At 62.6% G+C, this 17,307-nt stretch carries 19 protein-coding genes and 1 pseudogene; 6 read left to right on the top strand and 14 right to left on the bottom strand.

Features of this window, described 5'->3' with window-relative positions; translation table 11 throughout:
- Positions 1 to 609: TGS domain-containing protein (locus KIT86_RS20815; protein WP_297401934.1), on the bottom strand; the 609-nt coding region annotated here is incomplete at its 3' end.
- A gap of 245 nt (positions 610 to 854) precedes the next feature.
- Positions 855 to 1,133: a hypothetical protein gene (locus tag KIT86_RS20810; protein ID WP_297401932.1), complete on the bottom strand. Its 279-nt coding sequence runs from the start codon at positions 1,131 to 1,133 to the stop codon at positions 855 to 857.
- Between the two features lie 155 nt (positions 1,134 to 1,288).
- Between KIT86_RS20810 and KIT86_RS20805 the strand changes: the two genes are divergently transcribed.
- The 4 genes and pseudogenes from KIT86_RS20805 to KIT86_RS20790 all read left to right on the top strand — a co-directional run bounded on the left by KIT86_RS20805 (position 1,289) and on the right by KIT86_RS20790 (position 4,324).
- Positions 1,289 to 1,528 (top strand): helix-turn-helix transcriptional regulator, encoded by a 240-nt coding sequence (locus KIT86_RS20805; protein ID WP_297401930.1) that lies wholly within the window; start codon positions 1,289 to 1,291, stop codon positions 1,526 to 1,528.
- A gap of 351 nt (positions 1,529 to 1,879) precedes the next feature.
- Positions 1,880 to 2,137: pseudogene (locus tag KIT86_RS20800) on the top strand (IS21 family transposase); the annotation flags it as partial.
- An 803-nt stretch (positions 2,138 to 2,940) separates the two neighbouring features.
- Positions 2,941 to 4,110 (top strand): reverse transcriptase domain-containing protein, encoded by a 1,170-nt coding sequence (locus KIT86_RS20795; RefSeq protein ID WP_297401928.1) that lies wholly within the window; start codon positions 2,941 to 2,943, stop codon positions 4,108 to 4,110.
- On the top strand, positions 4,094 to 4,324 hold the full coding sequence (locus KIT86_RS20790; protein WP_297401926.1) for a cold shock domain-containing protein: 231 nt from the start codon (positions 4,094 to 4,096) through the stop codon (positions 4,322 to 4,324). The genes KIT86_RS20795 and KIT86_RS20790 overlap by 17 nt, the downstream gene beginning before the upstream one ends.
- Positions 4,325 to 4,445: 121 nt before the next feature.
- Here KIT86_RS20790 and aceA read toward each other — a convergent pair whose 3' ends face one another.
- Positions 4,446 to 5,777, bottom strand: a complete 1,332-nt coding sequence (gene aceA, locus KIT86_RS20785; protein ID WP_297401924.1) for an isocitrate lyase — start codon at positions 5,775 to 5,777, stop codon at positions 4,446 to 4,448.
- A 281-nt stretch (positions 5,778 to 6,058) separates the two neighbouring features.
- Here aceA and KIT86_RS20780 point away from each other — a divergent pair, with 281 nt between their 5' ends.
- Positions 6,059 to 7,027: a DMT family transporter gene (locus KIT86_RS20780; protein ID WP_297401938.1), complete on the top strand. Its 969-nt coding sequence runs from the start codon at positions 6,059 to 6,061 to the stop codon at positions 7,025 to 7,027.
- Positions 7,028 to 7,031: 4 nt separating this feature from the next.
- On the opposite strand, the gene KIT86_RS20775 is transcribed toward KIT86_RS20780, so the two are convergent.
- Both KIT86_RS20775 and hemN read right to left on the bottom strand, forming a co-directional pair.
- Positions 7,032 to 7,703, bottom strand: a complete 672-nt coding sequence (locus KIT86_RS20775; protein ID WP_297401922.1) for a sulfite exporter TauE/SafE family protein — start codon at positions 7,701 to 7,703, stop codon at positions 7,032 to 7,034.
- Between the two features lie 20 nt (positions 7,704 to 7,723).
- On the bottom strand, positions 7,724 to 9,103 hold the full coding sequence (hemN, locus tag KIT86_RS20770; RefSeq protein ID WP_297401920.1) for an oxygen-independent coproporphyrinogen III oxidase: 1,380 nt from the start codon (positions 9,101 to 9,103) through the stop codon (positions 7,724 to 7,726).
- Positions 9,104 to 9,255: 152 nt separating this feature from the next.
- Here hemN and fnr point away from each other — a divergent pair, with 152 nt between their 5' ends.
- Positions 9,256 to 9,975 carry a fumarate/nitrate reduction transcriptional regulator Fnr gene (gene fnr, locus KIT86_RS20765; RefSeq protein WP_297401919.1) on the top strand — a complete coding sequence of 240 codons (720 nt, stop codon included), beginning with the start codon at positions 9,256 to 9,258 and terminating at the stop codon, positions 9,973 to 9,975.
- On the opposite strand, the gene KIT86_RS20760 is transcribed toward fnr, so the two are convergent.
- From KIT86_RS20760 to KIT86_RS20720, 9 genes are all read right to left on the bottom strand, one after another.
- Positions 9,953 to 10,183 carry a hypothetical protein gene (locus KIT86_RS20760; RefSeq protein ID WP_297401917.1) on the bottom strand — a complete coding sequence of 77 codons (231 nt, stop codon included), beginning with the start codon at positions 10,181 to 10,183 and terminating at the stop codon, positions 9,953 to 9,955. The two genes, fnr and KIT86_RS20760, sit on opposite strands and share 23 nt — an antisense overlap.
- A gap of 1 nt (position 10,184) precedes the next feature.
- A complete protein-coding gene (locus KIT86_RS20755; protein ID WP_297401915.1) occupies positions 10,185 to 10,487 on the bottom strand; it encodes a nitrogen fixation protein FixH in 303 nt (100 codons plus the stop codon).
- A gap of 29 nt (positions 10,488 to 10,516) precedes the next feature.
- A complete protein-coding gene (gene ccoG / locus KIT86_RS20750; RefSeq protein WP_297401936.1) occupies positions 10,517 to 11,890 on the bottom strand; it encodes a cytochrome c oxidase accessory protein CcoG in 1,374 nt (457 codons plus the stop codon).
- A 91-nt stretch (positions 11,891 to 11,981) separates the two neighbouring features.
- On the bottom strand, positions 11,982 to 12,905 hold the full coding sequence (ccoP, locus tag KIT86_RS20745; RefSeq protein WP_297401913.1) for a cytochrome-c oxidase, cbb3-type subunit III: 924 nt from the start codon (positions 12,903 to 12,905) through the stop codon (positions 11,982 to 11,984).
- Positions 12,902 to 13,069, bottom strand: coding sequence for a cbb3-type cytochrome c oxidase subunit 3 (locus KIT86_RS20740; RefSeq protein WP_297401910.1), 168 nt, complete (start codon positions 13,067 to 13,069; stop codon positions 12,902 to 12,904). Before KIT86_RS20740 ends, ccoP begins: the two co-directional genes overlap by 4 nt.
- 29 nt (positions 13,070 to 13,098) lie before the next feature.
- Positions 13,099 to 13,725 (bottom strand): cytochrome-c oxidase, cbb3-type subunit II, encoded by a 627-nt coding sequence (gene ccoO / locus KIT86_RS20735; RefSeq protein ID WP_297401908.1) that lies wholly within the window; start codon positions 13,723 to 13,725, stop codon positions 13,099 to 13,101.
- Positions 13,726 to 13,737: 12 nt separating this feature from the next.
- Positions 13,738 to 15,177: a cytochrome-c oxidase, cbb3-type subunit I gene (ccoN, locus tag KIT86_RS20730; protein ID WP_297401906.1), complete on the bottom strand. Its 1,440-nt coding sequence runs from the start codon at positions 15,175 to 15,177 to the stop codon at positions 13,738 to 13,740.
- Between the two features lie 167 nt (positions 15,178 to 15,344).
- Complete coding sequence (gene ccoS, locus KIT86_RS20725; RefSeq protein ID WP_297401904.1) at positions 15,345 to 15,479, bottom strand: cbb3-type cytochrome oxidase assembly protein CcoS; 135 nt, start codon at positions 15,477 to 15,479, stop codon at positions 15,345 to 15,347.
- The coding region (locus KIT86_RS20720; RefSeq protein ID WP_297401902.1) for a cation-translocating P-type ATPase at positions 15,479 to 17,307 on the bottom strand (1,829 nt) is incomplete at its 5' end. The genes ccoS and KIT86_RS20720, both read right to left, overlap by 1 nt.

Genomic DNA, 17,307 nt, shown 5'->3' with positions numbered 1-17,307 from the left:
GGCGCCGGCCACCTTCATCAGCTTGAAATGCTTGAGCTTGCCCGTGCTTGGCACGTGCGGGCCGCGGCACAAGTCTTCAAAAGCGCCCTCGCGGTACAACGACACATCTTCATTGCTGGGGATGCTGGCGATGATCTCCGCCTTGTAGTGCTCGCCCAGGCCCTTGAAGTAGGCCACGGCCTCGTCGCGCGGCAGCACGCGGCGCACCACCGGCTCGTCCTTGGCGGCCAGCTGGGCCATGCGCTTTTCAATCGCCACCAAGTCTTCGGGCGTGAAGGGGCGCTTGTACGAAAAGTCGTAGAAAAAGCCGTGCTCGATCACCGGGCCGATGGTCACCTGCGCGTCGGGAAACAGCTCTTTCACCGCATAGGCCAGCAAGTGCGCCGTGGAATGGCGGATCACCTCCAGGCCGTCGGCGTCCTTGGCGGTGACGATGGACAGCGGGCTGTCTTGCGTGATGAGGTAGCTGGTGTCCACCACCTTGTCGCCGATCTTGCCGGCCAAGGCGGCCTTGGCCAGGCCGGTGCCGATGGAGGCCGCCACGTCGGCGACCGTGACCGGGCCGGGGTATTCGCGTTGGGAGCCGTCGGGGAGCGTGATGTGCAGCATGGGGTGGGTCCAGAAAACAAAAAAGCGCGGCAGGGGCCGCGCTGGTGTGGGGTCAAAAGGAAATCAATCGGGCAGGCGCGAACTGCAGGCCTCAAAGGGCCGTGGAGGTGGTCTCCATAGTTCGCGGTGTCATAACCAGATTGCCTTTCTCGCTCTTGCTGATTCAGAAGAAGAACGGGCATTTTCCCACAAAACGCCGGCCAGGGCCTGCCCTGGCCCGCCATCGAAGGCCTGAGGCGCAGGGCTCAGCCCTTGCGGTGCTGCTGCGCCACGGCTTGCATCTCGCTGAGCTTGTCGCCAAGCTCCGCGAACCGCTGCGCCATCTCGTCGCGAAGCGCCTTCGCGCTCTCCAAGTCGGGGCCGAGCCGCTTGCCTTGGTCCGCGTGGCGGTCCAGCGTGAAGGCCAACAGATGGAGCCGGTCTAGCGCCTGGGAGGAGAGGACGAGCATGCGGACAGCGAAGTCGTTGCGGTTGCGCAGGCGCAGGCGCATGAATGCGTTGCGGAATAGAAGTTTGATTGCCATGCTTGGGCCCTCCATTGTTCAGTTGTGAATCGACTCCTCGGCAGGGACATGCCGAGGAATACCCCTCCAAGGAAACGACCATCATTTTGAACTAAATATAGGTCACAAGCAAAGGGCTGCTAACCCACCCTTGCTCATCTTAAAGAGCAAGCACAGTGGAACCAGATCAGGCATTTGGGCAGGCATTGCGAGGCCTGCGGACGCGTCGCAAGTGGAGCCAAACCGAGCTCGCACTTCGCGCTGACGTGGCTCGGACCTTCATTTCGCTCATCGAACTTGGAAAGAACAGCCCGAGCGTGCGGATCATGTTCAAGCTGTGTGACGCACTGGACGTCACCCCTTCGGAGTTCATGAAGGATGTAGAGAAGCGCATGCGCGCCCAGCGCACTCGCTGAGAAACACCGCGAGTCATGCTTGCTGAGCCAAGCAGCCAACAGGCCGGCACACCGGTGCCGAGCCTCGTAGGCCGACGAGTTCGCGCGCGAGGGGAGGAGGCGCTGCTGCCGCTGGAGCAGAGTGCCGCCCAATCGCAAAAGCGGAAGGGAATCGGCTTGGATAGAAAACCTGGGGGAGCCGAGTGCGCGTCGCAACAGTGGCGAGTCACGCGGGGCTGAAAGCGTCGCCACCCGGCCGAATCGATGTTGTCTTTCACTGAAGACTGACCCAGTTAGAGCAGCAATTTCCGTTTAAAGCTGACCCACTTAAGAACCCTACCCTGCTGCTTCTAGCAGCAGGAGATTTCAGGAGTGATAGACGTGGCGCCACTGAGTGTCATAAGACACTGTGCACTGCGCGAGCAGATGTCCATCCGCGAGATCTCAAGGCGTACAGGCCTGGCTCGCAACACCGTTAAGAAGTACCTGCGGGCGGGTGATGAAGAACCCCGTTACCCCAAGCGTGCGAGCTCCAGCTAGCTCGATCCCTACGCTGACAAACTCTCAAACTGGCTATTGATCAAAGCAACAAAGTCGCGCAAACAGCGGCGCACTTTGCTGCAGCTCCACACACCCAAGTCTGCTAAGGAGAAAACGAAGCACTTATCCACGCCGTGAGCTGCTTTGCTCACAAGGCGGGTGGGGCAGTATTCGATGGAAATCTCGGGGCAGAGATCAGTGAAATTCAGCAAAAAGACAACATCTCGCGACTCAGTTGAGGACTGAACAGCTCCTCGCTCAACGAGCCAAAGCTCAGACGAAAGATGGCTACTTCGATAACACGCCACACAAAACTTCCGCTTATGTGAAATCTGTCACAGCATCGCCGCAGCGTCGTGGTAACATTGCGTTACCAAACGAATCGTTTGGGCTGTATTTCGTTTTCTTCAAGCAATTTTAGAGAAGTCTGAGTTTTCTTTTTTAGAAAACGTTCTGTTCATCAGAACCTGACCGGCTCGCTGCTCTGGCGCCCCCTCGAACTCCTCGGAGAACCATGGGAGCGAACAGCTCGGTAAATAAGAGTCGATTGTTGAGCTAAAAAGTAGATACCTGGACTTGCTGCAAGTTTTTATTCTCTAAATCTCTTTTCGAAGTTGGGCAGCATATCAATTTCTGGTATGCAATTCGAAAAGAGGTGATTTATGGCAAATAAGCCATTTAGTTGTTTGAAGAAGCGTGGCCTTCGTGCCACAACGAAAAAGTCTCGGTATGCGCGTGAGCAAGTGCCAAGTCAAATCAGCGCTAGCGGCAAGTCCGGCATTGTGCATATCGCCACCCTCATCAGGTGGCTGCCATTGCTTAAGTCCGTATGGGATTTCGCCCAAGATAATTGGGAGAATATTTTCTAAGGCAGGTATCTAACTTTTCTTCAGATGAAGGCTCAATATTCAAAAAGACCAATCGGGTCTCTGCGTGCTCTGTCGCAAACCTTGCAAGTTGAAGTAGAGATTTTGCAAGATACGGCTTCAAGAATTAAGCACCACTATCATCTGCACGAAATTCCCAAAGCGGACGGCAACTTTAGGAAAATACAGATCCCAACAAATCACATAAAAGTGATTCAAAAACGGATCAACAAGCATATCTTTGACAATGTTATTTATCCACCATATTTGCATGGGGGGATAAAAGACAGAGACTATGTCAAGAATGCAACTGAGCATGCTGGCGCAGAGGCAGTAATAACGCTCGACGTAAAGAACTTTTATCCTTCAATAAGTCGAGAAAGAGTGGTCTCGATTTTTCAGCACTTCTGTAAATTCCCAAAGGACGTCTCTCAACTTTTAGCCGACTTATGCACACTTGATGGATTACTGCCACAAGGTGCATGTACGAGTTCACATTTAGCAAATTTAGCCCTATTTGACTGCGAGTATCATTTTGCACAATATTGCAAAAGCAAAGGATACACATATACACGGCTGTTAGACGACATCGCAATTTCTCGAAAAAAACCTTTTTCTCCTCAGGAGATCGAGAAAGTCATTGTTAGCGTGAAAGCCATGATGAAGCGCTGTGGGCTTAAGCTGAACAATAGAAAGCAGCGAATCACTGCCCGATCGAATCCAGAAACACTAATGGAGGTTACTGGGTTGTGGCTAAATCGTGGCAAACCACGTGCTCACACAGAAGATCGCCGGTCCATTCGCGCTGAACTCCATTCTTGCGAGTCAGCAGCAACAAATAATCGGACCGACGAAGATTTTCATAATTTACACAACCGCCTCTCAGGTCGAGTAGCTAAACTCTCCTACTTAAAACACAAAGAAGCAGCTAACTATCGTGGGCGACTGCAAGCGATTTTGCCGCTCTACGATGAAACAGCAGCAACTGCTATTTTCAAGCAAGCAAAATACCTCAGTAGGTCAAAGACCTCCACCAGAGCTAAGTACGCATACTTCCAGCAATACCATCTGGTCAACTACAAAGCCAACATTCTTTTCCGGAATAATATTACTCAAGCGACTATTGTTAAGAAGTTGCTTGAAGGCTGCAAACCTATTGGGCAAAAGGACGAGCTTCTCTATGGCGAACCAATCTGACGTTGAGCACCAAGGCATTGGGACGATCAAATGCTTTTTTCCTTTTAAGGGATTTGGCTTCATTACCAGGGAAAAAGGCAAGGATCTATTTTTCTTCTACAAGTCACTCAAAGATGAAAGTCGGCTTGTTGAAGGAATGAAGGTTAGGTTCAAAATCGATATGGTCGGAACAGGTAAGGGGCCATTTGCTTACGAAATAGAACGCATCGGCTAATAATGCCAGTGTGGTTCAATGAACGAATAGCCAAGGTTACCTAGTCCGCGACCGCGTACACCCACAAAAAAAAGCCACCCCGAAGGGTGGCCCTGTCTCCTCTACTTAATGAGGATTCAGCTCAGTGGAACTGCTCTTCTTCGGTCGAACCCGTCAGCGCCTTCACGCTCGAAGAACCACCCTGGATCACCGTGGTCACGTCGTCGAAGTAACCCGCGCCCACTTCCTGCTGGTGCGACACGAAGGTGTAGCCCTTGTCGCGTGCGGCGAATTCGGGTTCCTGCACCATTTCCGTGTAGTGCTTCATGCCTTCGCCGCGGGCGTAGGCGTGGGCAAACTGGAAGGTGTTGAACCAGTTGATGTGGATGCCGGCCAGCGTGATGAACTGGTACTTGTAGCCCAGCGCGGCCAGGTCTTCCTGGAACGAGGCGATCTGCTTGTCGTTGAGGTTTTTCTTCCAGTTGAACGAGGGCGAGCAGTTGTACGACAGCAGCTTGCCCGGGCAGGCGGCTTGCACGGCTTGCGCGAATTCGCGGGCGAAGCCGATGTCGGGCACGCCGGTTTCGCACCACACGAGGTCGGCATACGGGGCGTAGGCAATGCCGCGGCTGATGGCTTGCTCCAGGCCGTTCTTCACGCGGAAGAAGCCTTCTTGCGTGCGCTCGCCGGTGAGGAAAGGCTTGTCGTTGGCGTCGTGGTCGCTGGTGATGAGGTTGGCGGCTTCGGCATCGGTGCGGGCCAGCACGATGGTAGAGACGCCCATCACGTCGGCAGCGAAGCGCGCGGCGATCAGCTTTTCGCAGGCTTCTTGCGTGGGCACGAGCACCTTGCCACCCATGTGGCCGCATTTCTTCACGGCGGCGAGCTGGTCTTCGAAGTGCACGCCAGCGGCACCGGCGGCGATCATGTTTTTCATGAGTTCGAAGGCGTTGAGCACGCCGCCGAAGCCGGCTTCCGCATCGGCCACGATGGGCAGGAAGTAGTCGATGAATTCAGGGCTGCCCGGCTCGATGCCACGGCCCCACTGGATTTCGTCGGCGCGCTTGAAGGTGTTGTTGATGCGGCGGACCATGGTGGGCACCGAGTCGTAGGCGTAGAGCGACTGGTCGGGGTACATGGTTTCCGAGGTGTTGCCGTCGGCGGCGACCTGCCAGCCCGAGAGGTACACGGCTTCCAGGCCAGCCTTGGCCTGTTGCATGGCCTGGCCGGCGGAGATGGCGCCGAAGGCGTTCACGTAGCCTTTCTTGGCGCCGCCGTTGACTTTGTCCCACAGTTTCTCGGCGCCGCGCTTGGCCAGCGTGTGCTCGATCTGCATGCTGCCGCGCAGGCGCACGACGTCGGCGGCGCTGTAGCCGCGCTTCACACCCTTCCAGCGCGGGTTGGTCGCCCAGTCTTTCTCCAGGGCTTCGATCTGTTGGGCGCGGCTCAGTTGCTCGGTGAGGGATTGCGGCATTTGAATACTCCGTGAGGTTGATGGATCGGGGCGGCTGGCTTGCATGCAAACGCGGTGCCGTTGAGAAGACTTTAAGTCTTATAGAAGAGTTTTGGAAGCTCTTATGTCTTATATAAGATAAAAATTTTCTTGTTGTTTTTCAACGGTTTTTTCTTCAAATTTCTCAATGTAGAAATCTGTTTCTTGCATTGAGAAATTTTCTTGCGCCGCAGCATTTGGCTATTTCATATTGCAAAACGCTTCTCTCTCATGCTGGAATGCCTTGAATGGCTTCAGGCATGATGCGACCCACTTTCGTGCACACCGTGTCAAAAACCGTGACTTCCCCGAACCGTTGGTGGGCCTATGCGTGCCTGGCGTTGAGCATGTCGCTGGTGGGCAGCTATGTGGCCCTGTCCAAGCCGCTGGTGCTGGTGTTTCCCGTGTTCCTGCTGGCCTGGCTGCGCTTTGGCATTGGCGGGGTGGCGATGTGGAACTGGCTGAAGAAGCCGGCGGACGAGCCGGCGATGTCGCCGCGCACGCGCGGCCTGCTGTTCCTGGAGTCGTTCCTGGGCAATTTCCTGTTTTCCATTTGCATGCTGTTCGGCGTGAGCATGACGACGGCGGTGGCCGCGGGTGTGGTGATGTCGTCGATCCCTGCGGTGGTGGCGGTGTTGAGCTGGCTGTTTTTGCGCGAGCGCATTGGCTGGCGCAGTGCGGCCGGCATTGCTTGCGCGGCGCTGGGCATTGGTCTGTTTTCGCTGCAAAAGGTGGACGCGGGTGCGGTGGTGGCCGACACGAGCGGCCCCCTGGGCATCAGCAAGGCGCTGCTGGGCAATCTGCTGGTGTTCGCCGCCGTGGTGTGCGAGGCGTCTTACGTGGTGATTGGCAAGCACCTTACCGAGGGCCTGGGGCCCAAGCGCATTTCGGCCATCATCAATCTGTGGGGTTTCGCGCTGGTCACGCCGTTTGGCTTGTGGGCGGCGTGGACGTTTGATTTCACCACCGTCGCCCTGCCCGTCTGGGGTTTGCTGGTGTTCTACGCGCTGGCGGCGAGCGTGTGGACGGTGTGGCTGTGGATGACGGGGCTCAAGAAGGTGCCAGCGTCGCAGGCGGGCGTGTTCACGGTGATGCTGCCGATCAGCGCGGCGGCCATTGGTGTGTTGTTCATGGGCGAGCGCTTGTCGCTGTTGCAAGGGGTGGCGTTTGGCATTGCCCTGCTGGGCCTGGTGCTGGCCACCCTGCCCGGCCGCGCCGCGCCTCAGGCCTGAGGCTTCAGAGGCACCACAGGCCAGAAGGTTGGGTGATGCCCATCCACAGGGCCCAACCCGAGGTGACGGCCAGGGCCAGCCCGGCCAGGCGGATGCCCCACCCGCCCGAGCTTGCGCCGCGCAGGCGCAGCAGCAGCCACGGCCCGGCGGTGAGCGAGACCGAGGTGCCCAGGGAGAACAGGGCCATGATGGCCGCGCCTTCCAGCGCGTTGGCCGAGAGCGAGGCCACAAGCAGCGCCGAGTACAGCAGGCCGCAGGGCATGAGCGCCCAGGCCACGCCCAGCACCATGGGCGCGCGCGGCCCGAGTTTCACCATGGCGGGGCGGGCGCGGCGCCACACTTGCTGCCCGAGGTTTTCGATCCAGGCGGGTTGGCGCGCGCGCCAGATCAGCGCCGCGCCCAGGAGCAGCGCGCCCACATGGAACATGGTCCACACGGGGCGCAGCACGGCGGTGTTGGTGCCCAGCCAGGCCAGGCCTTGCACCGAGCCGGCCGCGAAGGCGCCGAACAGCGCGTAGCCCAGCATGCGGCTGGCCTGAAAGCCCAGCAGGGCCTGGGTGCTGCGCGCGCCGGCCGCGCGGCCGATGCCGGCGCAGGCCGCGCCGCACATGGCCACGCAGTGCGGGCCGCCCACCAGGCCCATGAAGAGCGCGGTGATGGCCATGGAGGTTTGCATGGTGGTCGCCCGGCCCGGCCTCAGATGATGCGGGAGAACCGCGCGCGGTCGAGGTCGACCTGCAGGTTCTTGTCGAACACCATGGCGATGGCGCGCACGAGGAACCAGCCGGTGTCGGTGACCTGGACGCCGGTCGGGCTCAGGCGCACCAGGCCTTCGGCGGCCAGGCCTTCGAGCACCTCGAGTTCGCGGGCAAAGTGGGTTTTGAAGTCGATGAGGTGGCCGAGTTCGATCGACTCCAACTGCACTTCGCCCTGGCACATGAGCGACATGATCACCGCGCGGCGCAGGATGTCGTCGCGCGTGAGCGCCAGGCCGCGCACGATGGGCAGGCGGCCCTGGTCGAGCAGGTCGCGGTATTCGTCCAGCGTTTTGGCGTTCTGGCTGTAGGTGGCGCCGATGCGCCCGATGGCGGAGACGCCCAGCGCGATGAGGTCGCAATCGGGTTGCGTGCTGTAGCCCTGGAAGTTGCGGTGCAGGCGGCCCTGGCGCTTGGCGACGGCGAGCGCGTCGTTGGGCAGCGCGAAGTGGTCCATGCCGACGTAGACGTAGCCGTTGTCGATCAGCGCATCGAGCGACATGGAGAGCATGCCCAGCTTGTCACCGGCGCTGGGCAGCTCGGCCGCCGAGATGCGGCGCTGCGGTTTGAAGCGCGATGGCAGGTGGGCGTAGGCGTAGAGGGCGATGCGGTCGGGCCGCAGTTCGTTCACCTGCGTGAGTGTGCGCGCGAAGGATTCGGGGGTCTGCAGCGGCAGGCCGTAGATGAGGTCCACGTTGACCGATTCGAAGCCGATGCGCCGCGCGGCGGCGACCAGCTCAAACACCTGCTCGGCGGGCTGCACGCGGTGCACGGCTTTCTGCACGGCGGGGTCGAAGTCCTGCACGCCAAAGCTCAGGCGGTTGAAGCCCAGGCGGGCCAGGTGCCTGAGGCGGTCTTCGGTCACGGTGCGCGGGTCCACCTCCACCGAGTACTCGCCGCCGGGCGCCAGCGTGAAGTGGCGCCGCAGCATGGCCATGAGCTCTTCGAGCTCGGCGTCAGAGAGGAAGGTGGGCGTGCCGCCGCCCAGGTGCAGTTGCGACACGCTGTGGCCCTGGCCCAGGTGCGCCACTTGCAGATCGACTTCGCGCGCCAGGTAGCGCAGGTACTCGGCCGCGCGCGAGTGGTGGCGGGTGATGACCTTGTTGCAGGCGCAGTAGTAGCAGACGGATTCGCAGAACGGAATGTGGACGTACAGGGACAGCGGCAGGGCCATCGAGCCCGCGCGGCGCTGCTCCAGCGCCTGGATGTAGTCGCTTTCGGTGAACGCCTCCACGAACCGGTCGGCGGTGGGGTAAGAGGTGTAGCGCGGCCCAGGTACGTCAAAACGCCTCAGCAGCTCCTCGGATATGGCGTGGCTCAAGATCGAATCTCCATCAAGGCTCCCACTGTGCGACAGAGTGCCTCGATTTCCCTTGATCCTCATCAAAAGGTGGTCAACTGATCCGCAGCCGGGCGCCGCATTCGACACCTAGGGGGGTATGCTGTAACCTTTTGCGAATCCGGACTTTTCTAATGGACGCTCAAAGCATCAAAGTCGCCTGTTCGAGCTGCAATCTGCGGGAACTCTGCCTTCCCATGGGCTTGAATCCCGACGAGATGGACAAGCTGGACAAGGTGATCTCCAAGCGGCGGCGCATCAAGCGTGGCACGTCGCTGTTCAGCGTGGGAGACAAGTTCACCTCGCTCTACGCCGTGCGCTCGGGTTTCTTCAAGACCTGCGTGACCACGGCCGACGGCCGCGACCAGGTGACGGGCTTCCAGATGACGGGCGAGATCATCGGCCTGGACGGCATCGTGAGCGACCACCATTCGTGCAATGCCGTGGCGCTGGAAGATGCCGAGGTCTGCGTGATGCCGTTCGACCAGGTCGAGGAGCTGTCGCGCGAGTTCACCACGCTGCAGCACCATGTGCACAAGATCATGAGCCGCGAGATCGTGCGCGACCATGGGGTGATGCTGCTGCTGGGCAGCATGCGCGCCGAGGAGCGCCTGGCGGCTTTCCTGCTCAACCTGGTGCAGCGCCTGCATGCGCGCGGGTTCTCGCAGTCCGAGTTGGTGCTGCGCATGACGCGTGAGGAAATCGGCAGCTACCTCGGCATGAAGCTGGAGACGGTGAGCCGCACCTTCTCCAAGTTCGTGGAGGACGGCATCATCGATGTGAAGCAGCGCTACGTGCATATCAAGAGCACGGACGGCCTGCGCAAGATCGTCAATCCTCAGACCTGCGGCTGACCAGCAGCACGCTGAGCGCGCTCGAGGCCAGCGTCACCCCCCAGAACGCGAAGAAGGACACGGTGTAGACCGCCTGGCGAGACCACGCCAGCGGCTGGCCGGCCCAGTGCAGGTCGCCCGGGTCCACCAGGGCGAAGACAACCATCTCCAGCACCGCCGCCAGCAGGAAGGCGGGCCAGGCGATGGCCATCCAGTCGCGCGCCAGCACGTCAGCGCTCCTGCGGCACCACGGGCGAGGCCGCGTGGTTGCGCGCCTGGTGCGCGGGCTGCAGCTTGATGAGCGCCTCGGCCTTGGCCTGCCCTTCCAGCGCCAGCGCGGCTTCGCGGTCGCGCTCGAACACGGCTTTGTCGAGCACGGGGTCGGCGTTCTTGACGGCGATGAAGGCGGTGATGAGGCTGGCCACCACCACCGTCAGCGGGCCGCCCACCACGAGCCACATGTGGGGCACGCGCCACCACGGCACCGAGGGCACGGGCGCGGCGGCCAGGGCGGGAGAGGTTGACGGGTTCATGGCGGGCTCCTTGAGCAAGTGGGATCGGGTCAGCGCGGCACGAGGAAGGCCGCTTTTTCGGCGACGTGGATCGACGCATCGCCCACGGCACGGATGTCGAACTGGATGGGGTGCGAGCCCGGGCTGGCGGTCTCGGGCGGGATCTGCACCCGCACGGCCACCGCGCGCACCTCGGTGGAGAGCACTTCCACCTCGGCGCTGGAGTCCAGCGCGATGCCCGGCAGGCCGGAGACGCTGATGGCGTAGCGCTGGGGCGATTCGGTGGCGTTCATGATCTGCAGGCGGAACACGTTTTCGATGCGGCCCTGCTCCACCATGCGCGCCAGGGCGCCGCGATCGCGGATCACGTCCACCTTGAGCGGTGTGCGCATGAACAGGCTCAGGCCCACGGCGAGCGTGATGGCGGCAAGGATGCTGATGTAGACAAGGACGCGGGGGCGCAGGGCGCGCCGCAGCATCTGCCGGGTGTCCCAGCCGTTGGCCACGCCGTTCTGGGTCGAGAAGCGGATCAGGCCGCGCGGGTAGCCGACTTTGTCCATCACGTCGTCGCAGACGTCGATGCAGGCGGCGCAGCCGATGCATTCGTACTGCAGGCCGTTGCGGATGTCGATGCCGGTGGGGCACACCTGCACGCACAGCGTGCAGTCGATGCAGGCGCCCAGCCCCAGCGCCTTGGGGTCGGCTTTCTTGGAGCGGGCGCCACGGGGTTCGCCGCGCTGCGCGTCGTAGGTGACGATCATGGTGTCCTTGTCGAACATCGCGCTCTGGAAGCGCGCGTACGGACACATGTATTTGCAGACCTGCTCGCGCAGGAAGCCGGCGTTGCCATAGGTGGCGAAGCCGTAGAAGAAGATCCAGAAGAGCTGCCAGGGCCCGAGGGCGGCGGCCACCGAGAGCGCGCCCAGCTCGCGGATGGGCGTGAAGTAGCCCACGAAGGTGAAGCCGGTCCAGAGCGAGAAGCCGATCCACAGCGCGTGCTTGAGCGATCGTTTGCCCAGCTTGGCCGCGGACATGGCGGACTGGTCCAGCCGCAGGCGGGCCGAGCGGTCGCCTTCGACCTTCTTCTCGATCCACAGGAAGATTTCGGTGTAGACCGTCTGCGGGCAGGCGAAGCCGCACCACAGGCGCCCGGCCACGGCGGTGAAGAGGAAGAGCGCGAAGGCGCAGATGACGAGCAGGCCGGTGAGGTAGATGAAGTCCTGCGGGTAGAGCACCAGCCCGAAGATGTAGAAGCGGCGCGCCTCCAGGTCGAACAGCACGGCCTGGCGGGCGTTCCACTCCAGCCAGGGCAGCCCGTAGAAGACCAGTTGCGTGATCCAGACCATGACCCAGCGCCAGTTGGCGAACAGGCCCTGGACAGAACGCGGCTGGATCTTCTCGCGCGAGGCGTACAGGGACACCATCGTCTCGTCATCGACGGGGACGATGGGGATGGTGGCTCGGGGCTTGCTCGAAGTGGTGGTCACGTGGGCTGGGTGGGCAGTGGCGGGTCGATCAGTTGCCAGCAGCCGCCGCGCCGGCCTTGTTGGACAAGCCCCACACGTAGGCGCTCAGCACGTGGATCTGGTCCGCGTTGAGCTTGCCGGCCTGCGCCGGCATCTGGTTGTTGAAGCCCTTGGTGATGGCGCGCACCACGGCGTCTTCGCCCCAGCCGTGCAGCCAGGTGTTGTCGCTCAGGTTGGGCGCGCCCATGGCGGTGTTGCCCTTGCCTTCCATGCCGTGGCAGGCGGCGCAGGCGCCGAATTTGCTGCGGCCCAGCGCGGCGCGCACCGAGTCGTGCGGGCTGCCGGAGAGGCTGAGCACGAAGTGCGCGACGTTGCGCACGTCTTCGGGCGTGCCCACGGCGGCGGCCATGGGGGGCATCACGCCGTTGCGGCCGTTGGTGATGGTGGCCTTGATCGCGTCGGGTTCGCCGCCCCAGAGCCAGTCGCGGTCGGTCAGGTTGGGAAAGCTGCGGGCGCCGCGTGCGTCCGAGCCATGGCATTGCGCGCAGTTGTTCATGAACAGGCGCTCGCCGATGGCCATGGCCGAGGCGTCCGATGCCAGCTGCGGCGGCGTCATGTCGGCGAACTTGGCGTAGATCGGCGCGATGGCCTTCTCGACCTTGGCGACCTCGGCCTTGTGCTGGCCGTCGGACGACCAGCCCAGCATGCCCTGGTACTTGCCGAAGGTCGGGTACAGCAGGCCGTAGGCGAGCGAGAACACGACGGTGATGATGAAGAGATAGACCCACCACTTGGGCAATGGGTTGTTCATCTCGCGCAGGTCGCCGTCCCACACGTGGCCGGTGGTGTTGTCGGCCGAGGCCTTGACCTTGGTGGTACCGCTGACCCAGAGCAGGATCAGGCAGGCGAGGATGCTGACCAGGGTCAACCCGGCCACGTACCAGGACCAGAATTCGCTGGTGAAGTCGCTCATGACGGTTCTTTCGTGCTGTCGGTGGTGGCTTCGTCCTGGAACGGCAGCATGGCTGCCTCGTCGAAGCGGGACTGGTTGCGCCGGGACCACGCCCAGGCCACGATGCCCAGGAAGGTCATCAGGCTGATCACGGTGACGGCGCTGCGCAGGTCATTGATGTCCATGTCGCGTTCTCCTTGCTATGGCTTGGCGCTCACTTGATGGCGGTGCCCAGCACCTGCAGGTAGGCGATGAGGGCGTCCATTTCGGTCTTGCCCTTCACGTCGGCCTGGGATGCGGCGATTTCTTCGTCGGTGTAAGGCGCGCCCAGGGTGCGCAGCACCTGCATGCGCTTGGGCAGGCCGGCCTCGTTCACGGTCTTCTTCTCCAGCCAGGCGTAGGCCGGCATGTTGGACTCGGGCACGAGGTCGCGCGGGTTGTTCAGGTGGATGCGGTGCCACTCGTCGCTGTAGCGGCCACCCACGCGCGCCAGGTCGGGGCCGGTGCGCTTGCTGCCCCACTGGAAGGGCCGGTCGTAGACGAATTCGCCAGCGACCGAGTAGTGGCCGTAGCGCAGCGTCTCGGCCTGGAAGGGGCGGATCATCTGCGAGTGGCAGTTGTAGCAACCTTCGCGCACATATACGTCGCGCCCGGCGATCTGCAGCGCGCTGTAGGGCTTGAGGCCTTCCACCGGCTGGGTGGTGGACTTCTGGAAGAACAGCGGAACGATTTCGACCAGTCCCCCGACGGCGATCACCAGCACGATGAGCACGATCATGAGGAAGTTGTTGGTCTCGATCCGCTCGTGGGTGAAACCCTGGGGCTTGTTGTTGTCGGCCATGGTTGTGGCTCCTCAGGCGTGGGCGGGGTTGAGAGCGGGAATGCGGACGTCTTCCACGCGGCCATTGCGCGCGGTCATCACCGTGTTCCACAGCATCACGCCCATGCCAGCGAGGTAGAGCACGCCACCGAGCAGGCGGATGACGTAGAACGGGAAGGTGGCCTTGACCGATTCGACGAAGGTGTAGGTCAGGCTGCCATCGGGGTTGACGGCACGCCACATCAGGCCCTGCATCACACCGGCGATCCACATCGCGGCGATGTAGAGGACGATGCCCAGGGTGGCGATCCAGAAGTGCAGTTCGATGGCGGGGACCGAGTACATCTTCTTCTGGCCGTACAGGCGCGGAATCAGGTAGTACATGGAGCCCATGGTCACCAGGCCCACCCAGCCCAGCGCGCCGGAGTGCACGTGGCCCACGGTCCAGTCGGTGTAGTGCGAGAGCGCGTTGACCGTCTTGATCGACATCATCGGCCCCTCGAAGGTCGACATGCCGTAGAACGAGAGCGAGACGATCAGGAAGCGCAGGATGGGGTCGTCGCGCAGTTTGTGCCAGGCGCCCGAGAGCGTCATGATGCCGTTGATCATGCCGCCCCAGCTGGGCGCGAGCAGGATGAGCGAGAACACCATGCCCACCGACTGCGTCCAGTCGGGCAGCGCGGTGTAGTGCAGGTGGTGCGGGCCGGCCCACATGTAGGTGAAGATCAGCGCCCAGAAGTGCACGATCGACAGCCGGTAGCTGTACACCGGGCGCTCGGCCTGCTTGGGGATGAAGTAGTACATCATCGCCAGGAAGCCGGCGGTCAGGAAGAAGCCCACCGCGTTGTGGCCGTACCACCACTGCACCATCGCGTCCTGCACGCCGGCGTAGGCCGAATACGACTTCATCCAGCCCGACGGAATGGCCGCGCTGTTGACGATGTGCAGCAGGGCCACCGCCAGGATGAACGCGCCGAAGAACCAGTTGGCCACGTAGATGTGACGCACCTTGCGGGTGCCGATGGTGCCGAAGAAGACCACCGCGAACGCCACCCAGACCAGCGCGATCAGGATGTCGATCGGCCACTCGAGTTCGGCATATTCCTTGGCCTGGGTGAAACCCATCGGCAGCGAGATGGCCGCAGCCACGATCACCAGCTGCCAGCCCCAGAACGTGAATGCCGCCAGCTTGTCGCCGAACAGCCGGACCTGGCAGGTGCGCTGCACGACGTAATAGGCGGTGGCGAACAAGCCGCAACCGCCGAACGCGAAGATCACCGCATTGGTATGCAGCGGCCTGAGCCGGCCGTAACTGAGCCAGGGTATGCCGAAGTTGAGCTCCGGCCAGGTCAGCTGGGCCGCGATGATCACCCCGACCAGCATGCCGACGACACCCCAGACGATGGTCATGATGGCGAATTGCCGTACGACGGTATCGTTGTAGGACGTGGCCTTCGCATTGGGAAATTGCATTTTCAGGTCTTCCAAATTGATCTGGTTCAAGTTTCCACTGGCAAACCCTGAGCGGGTTTGACCAACATCAAACGGGACTTGCGTTTTGACACACAAGCAACACTCGGCCTGCTCGCGCAGGCAGTCGCCACGCATGGCACCGGCCTGGCCTGGGCGGAATCATCGTGTCATTCCTCCAGGATGCGCTCGCCTTCACGCTCGATATCCTCGAACTGCCCGCGGTAGATGGCCCACCACAGGCCTGCCAGGATGAAGAACACCAGCACGACCGACAAGGGAATGAGCAGGTACAGGATATCCATCAGTCTTTCCCCTCTTCCAGTCCGCTGGCCAGGCGCAGCGCATTGACCACCACCAGCAACGAGCTGGCGGCCATGCCCAGCCCGGCCAGCCAGGCCGGAATCCAGCCCACCACCGCCAGCGGAATGCAGGCCATGTTGTAGGCCAGGGCCCAGCCCAGGTTCTGCCGTACGACCCGCATGGTGCGTCGCGCCAGTTGCAGGCTCTGGCCGATGCGCCGCAATTGCCCGCCCAGCACGACGAAATCGGCGTGGGACTGCGCCAGCGGAGCGGCGTGACCGAGCGCGAACGACACATCGGCACCGGCCAGCACCGGGGCGTCGTTCAGGCCGTCGCCGATCACCGCCACCCGATGCCCCTGCGCCTGCTGCTCGCGCAGGAATGCAAGCTTGTCATCGGGGGAACAACCGGCCCACACCGAGGCGATACCCAGGGGTTCGGCCACCTGCAATGCCGCCTCGCGCTGGTCGCCCGAGACCATGTGCACCTGGTAACCATCGGACAACAGGCCTGCGACCGTGTCCGCGGCGTCCGCACGCAGGTCCTGGTGCAACGTGAAACTCGCCAGCCAGCCGGACGCGTCGGCCAGGTGCGTCGATCCTGCGTGATGATCCGCCTCGGGCAGGCCGCAGAACCGGCTGCTGCCCAGCCGCGCCGAACGCGCCGGTGTCGTCCCGTCGCAGGGCTGCAGATCGCCCTGCATCCCCTGCCCCGCATGTTCGGTGACCGCCTCGGCATGCCAGCTCGGCGCGGAGCCCGGCTGCTGCGCCGCCTGCACCAGCGCGCGCGCCACCGGATGCAGCGACTGCCCGGCCAGCGCCGCCGCCATGGCTAGCGCCTGCTCGCGCGACAGGCCCTCGCGCACGCGCACCGCGCCGAGCCGCAGGCCGTCGCGGGTCAGCGTCCCGGTCTTGTCGAACACCACGGTGTCGACCGCGGCCAGGGCCTCGAGAGCCTGCAGGCGGCGCACCAGCACCCCGCCCCGGGCCAGGTTGCCGGCGGCGGCGAGCATGGCGGTGGGCGTGGCCAGCGACAAGGCGCACGGACAGGTCACGACCAGCACCGCGACGGCCACCATCAAGGCGTGGCCCGCACCGGCCGACCACCAGTACCCGGCAGCCGCCGCCGCGGCCAGCAACACGACGATCAGGAACGGCTTGGCGATGCGGTCGGCCAGTTGCGCCAGCCGCGGCTTGGTCGCCGATGCGTTGCGCACCAGTGCCAGCACCGCCGCGAACCGGGTGTCGGCGCCGGCCTTCTCGACCCGGACCTCGATGACGCCGGCCAGGTTGAAGCTGCCGGCGATGACCGGCGCGCCGACGGCACGGGACACCGGCTTGGACTCGCCGGTCAGCAAGGCCTGGTCCACCAGGGTCGAGCCCTGCGTGATCACGCCATCGGCGGCGATCGCCTCGCCCGGGCGGACCTGGATCACATCGCCCACCACCAGCCGCCGCACCACGACGGACTCGAAGCTGCCGTCCGGGCGGCGCCGCTGCACGGCATCGGGCATGCGGTTGACCATGGCCTCCAGCGCGCCGGCCGTGCGATCGCGCAGGCGCAGCTCGAGCCAGCGCCCGGTCAGCAGGAAGAACACGAACATCGTCAGCGAATCGAAATACACCTCGCGGCCGAACGCGCCCTGCGGGTCGAAGGTGCCGGCGCTGCTCACTGCGAAGGTGATCAGCAGCGCGACCGCCACCGGTAGATCCATGCTGACGCGCCGCTGCGCCAGGTCGCGCAGCGCCGAGCGGAAGAATGGCCCGCACGAAAACAGCATCACCGGCAGTGTCAACACCCAGGACGCCCAGCGCAGCAGCCGCTCCGACT

It is taken from the genome of Hydrogenophaga sp. (assembly GCF_026125825.1).
In the GTDB taxonomy this organism is placed as follows: domain Bacteria; phylum Pseudomonadota; class Gammaproteobacteria; order Burkholderiales; family Burkholderiaceae_C; genus Hydrogenophaga.
This window is presented reverse-complemented; position numbering and strand designations above follow the sequence as displayed.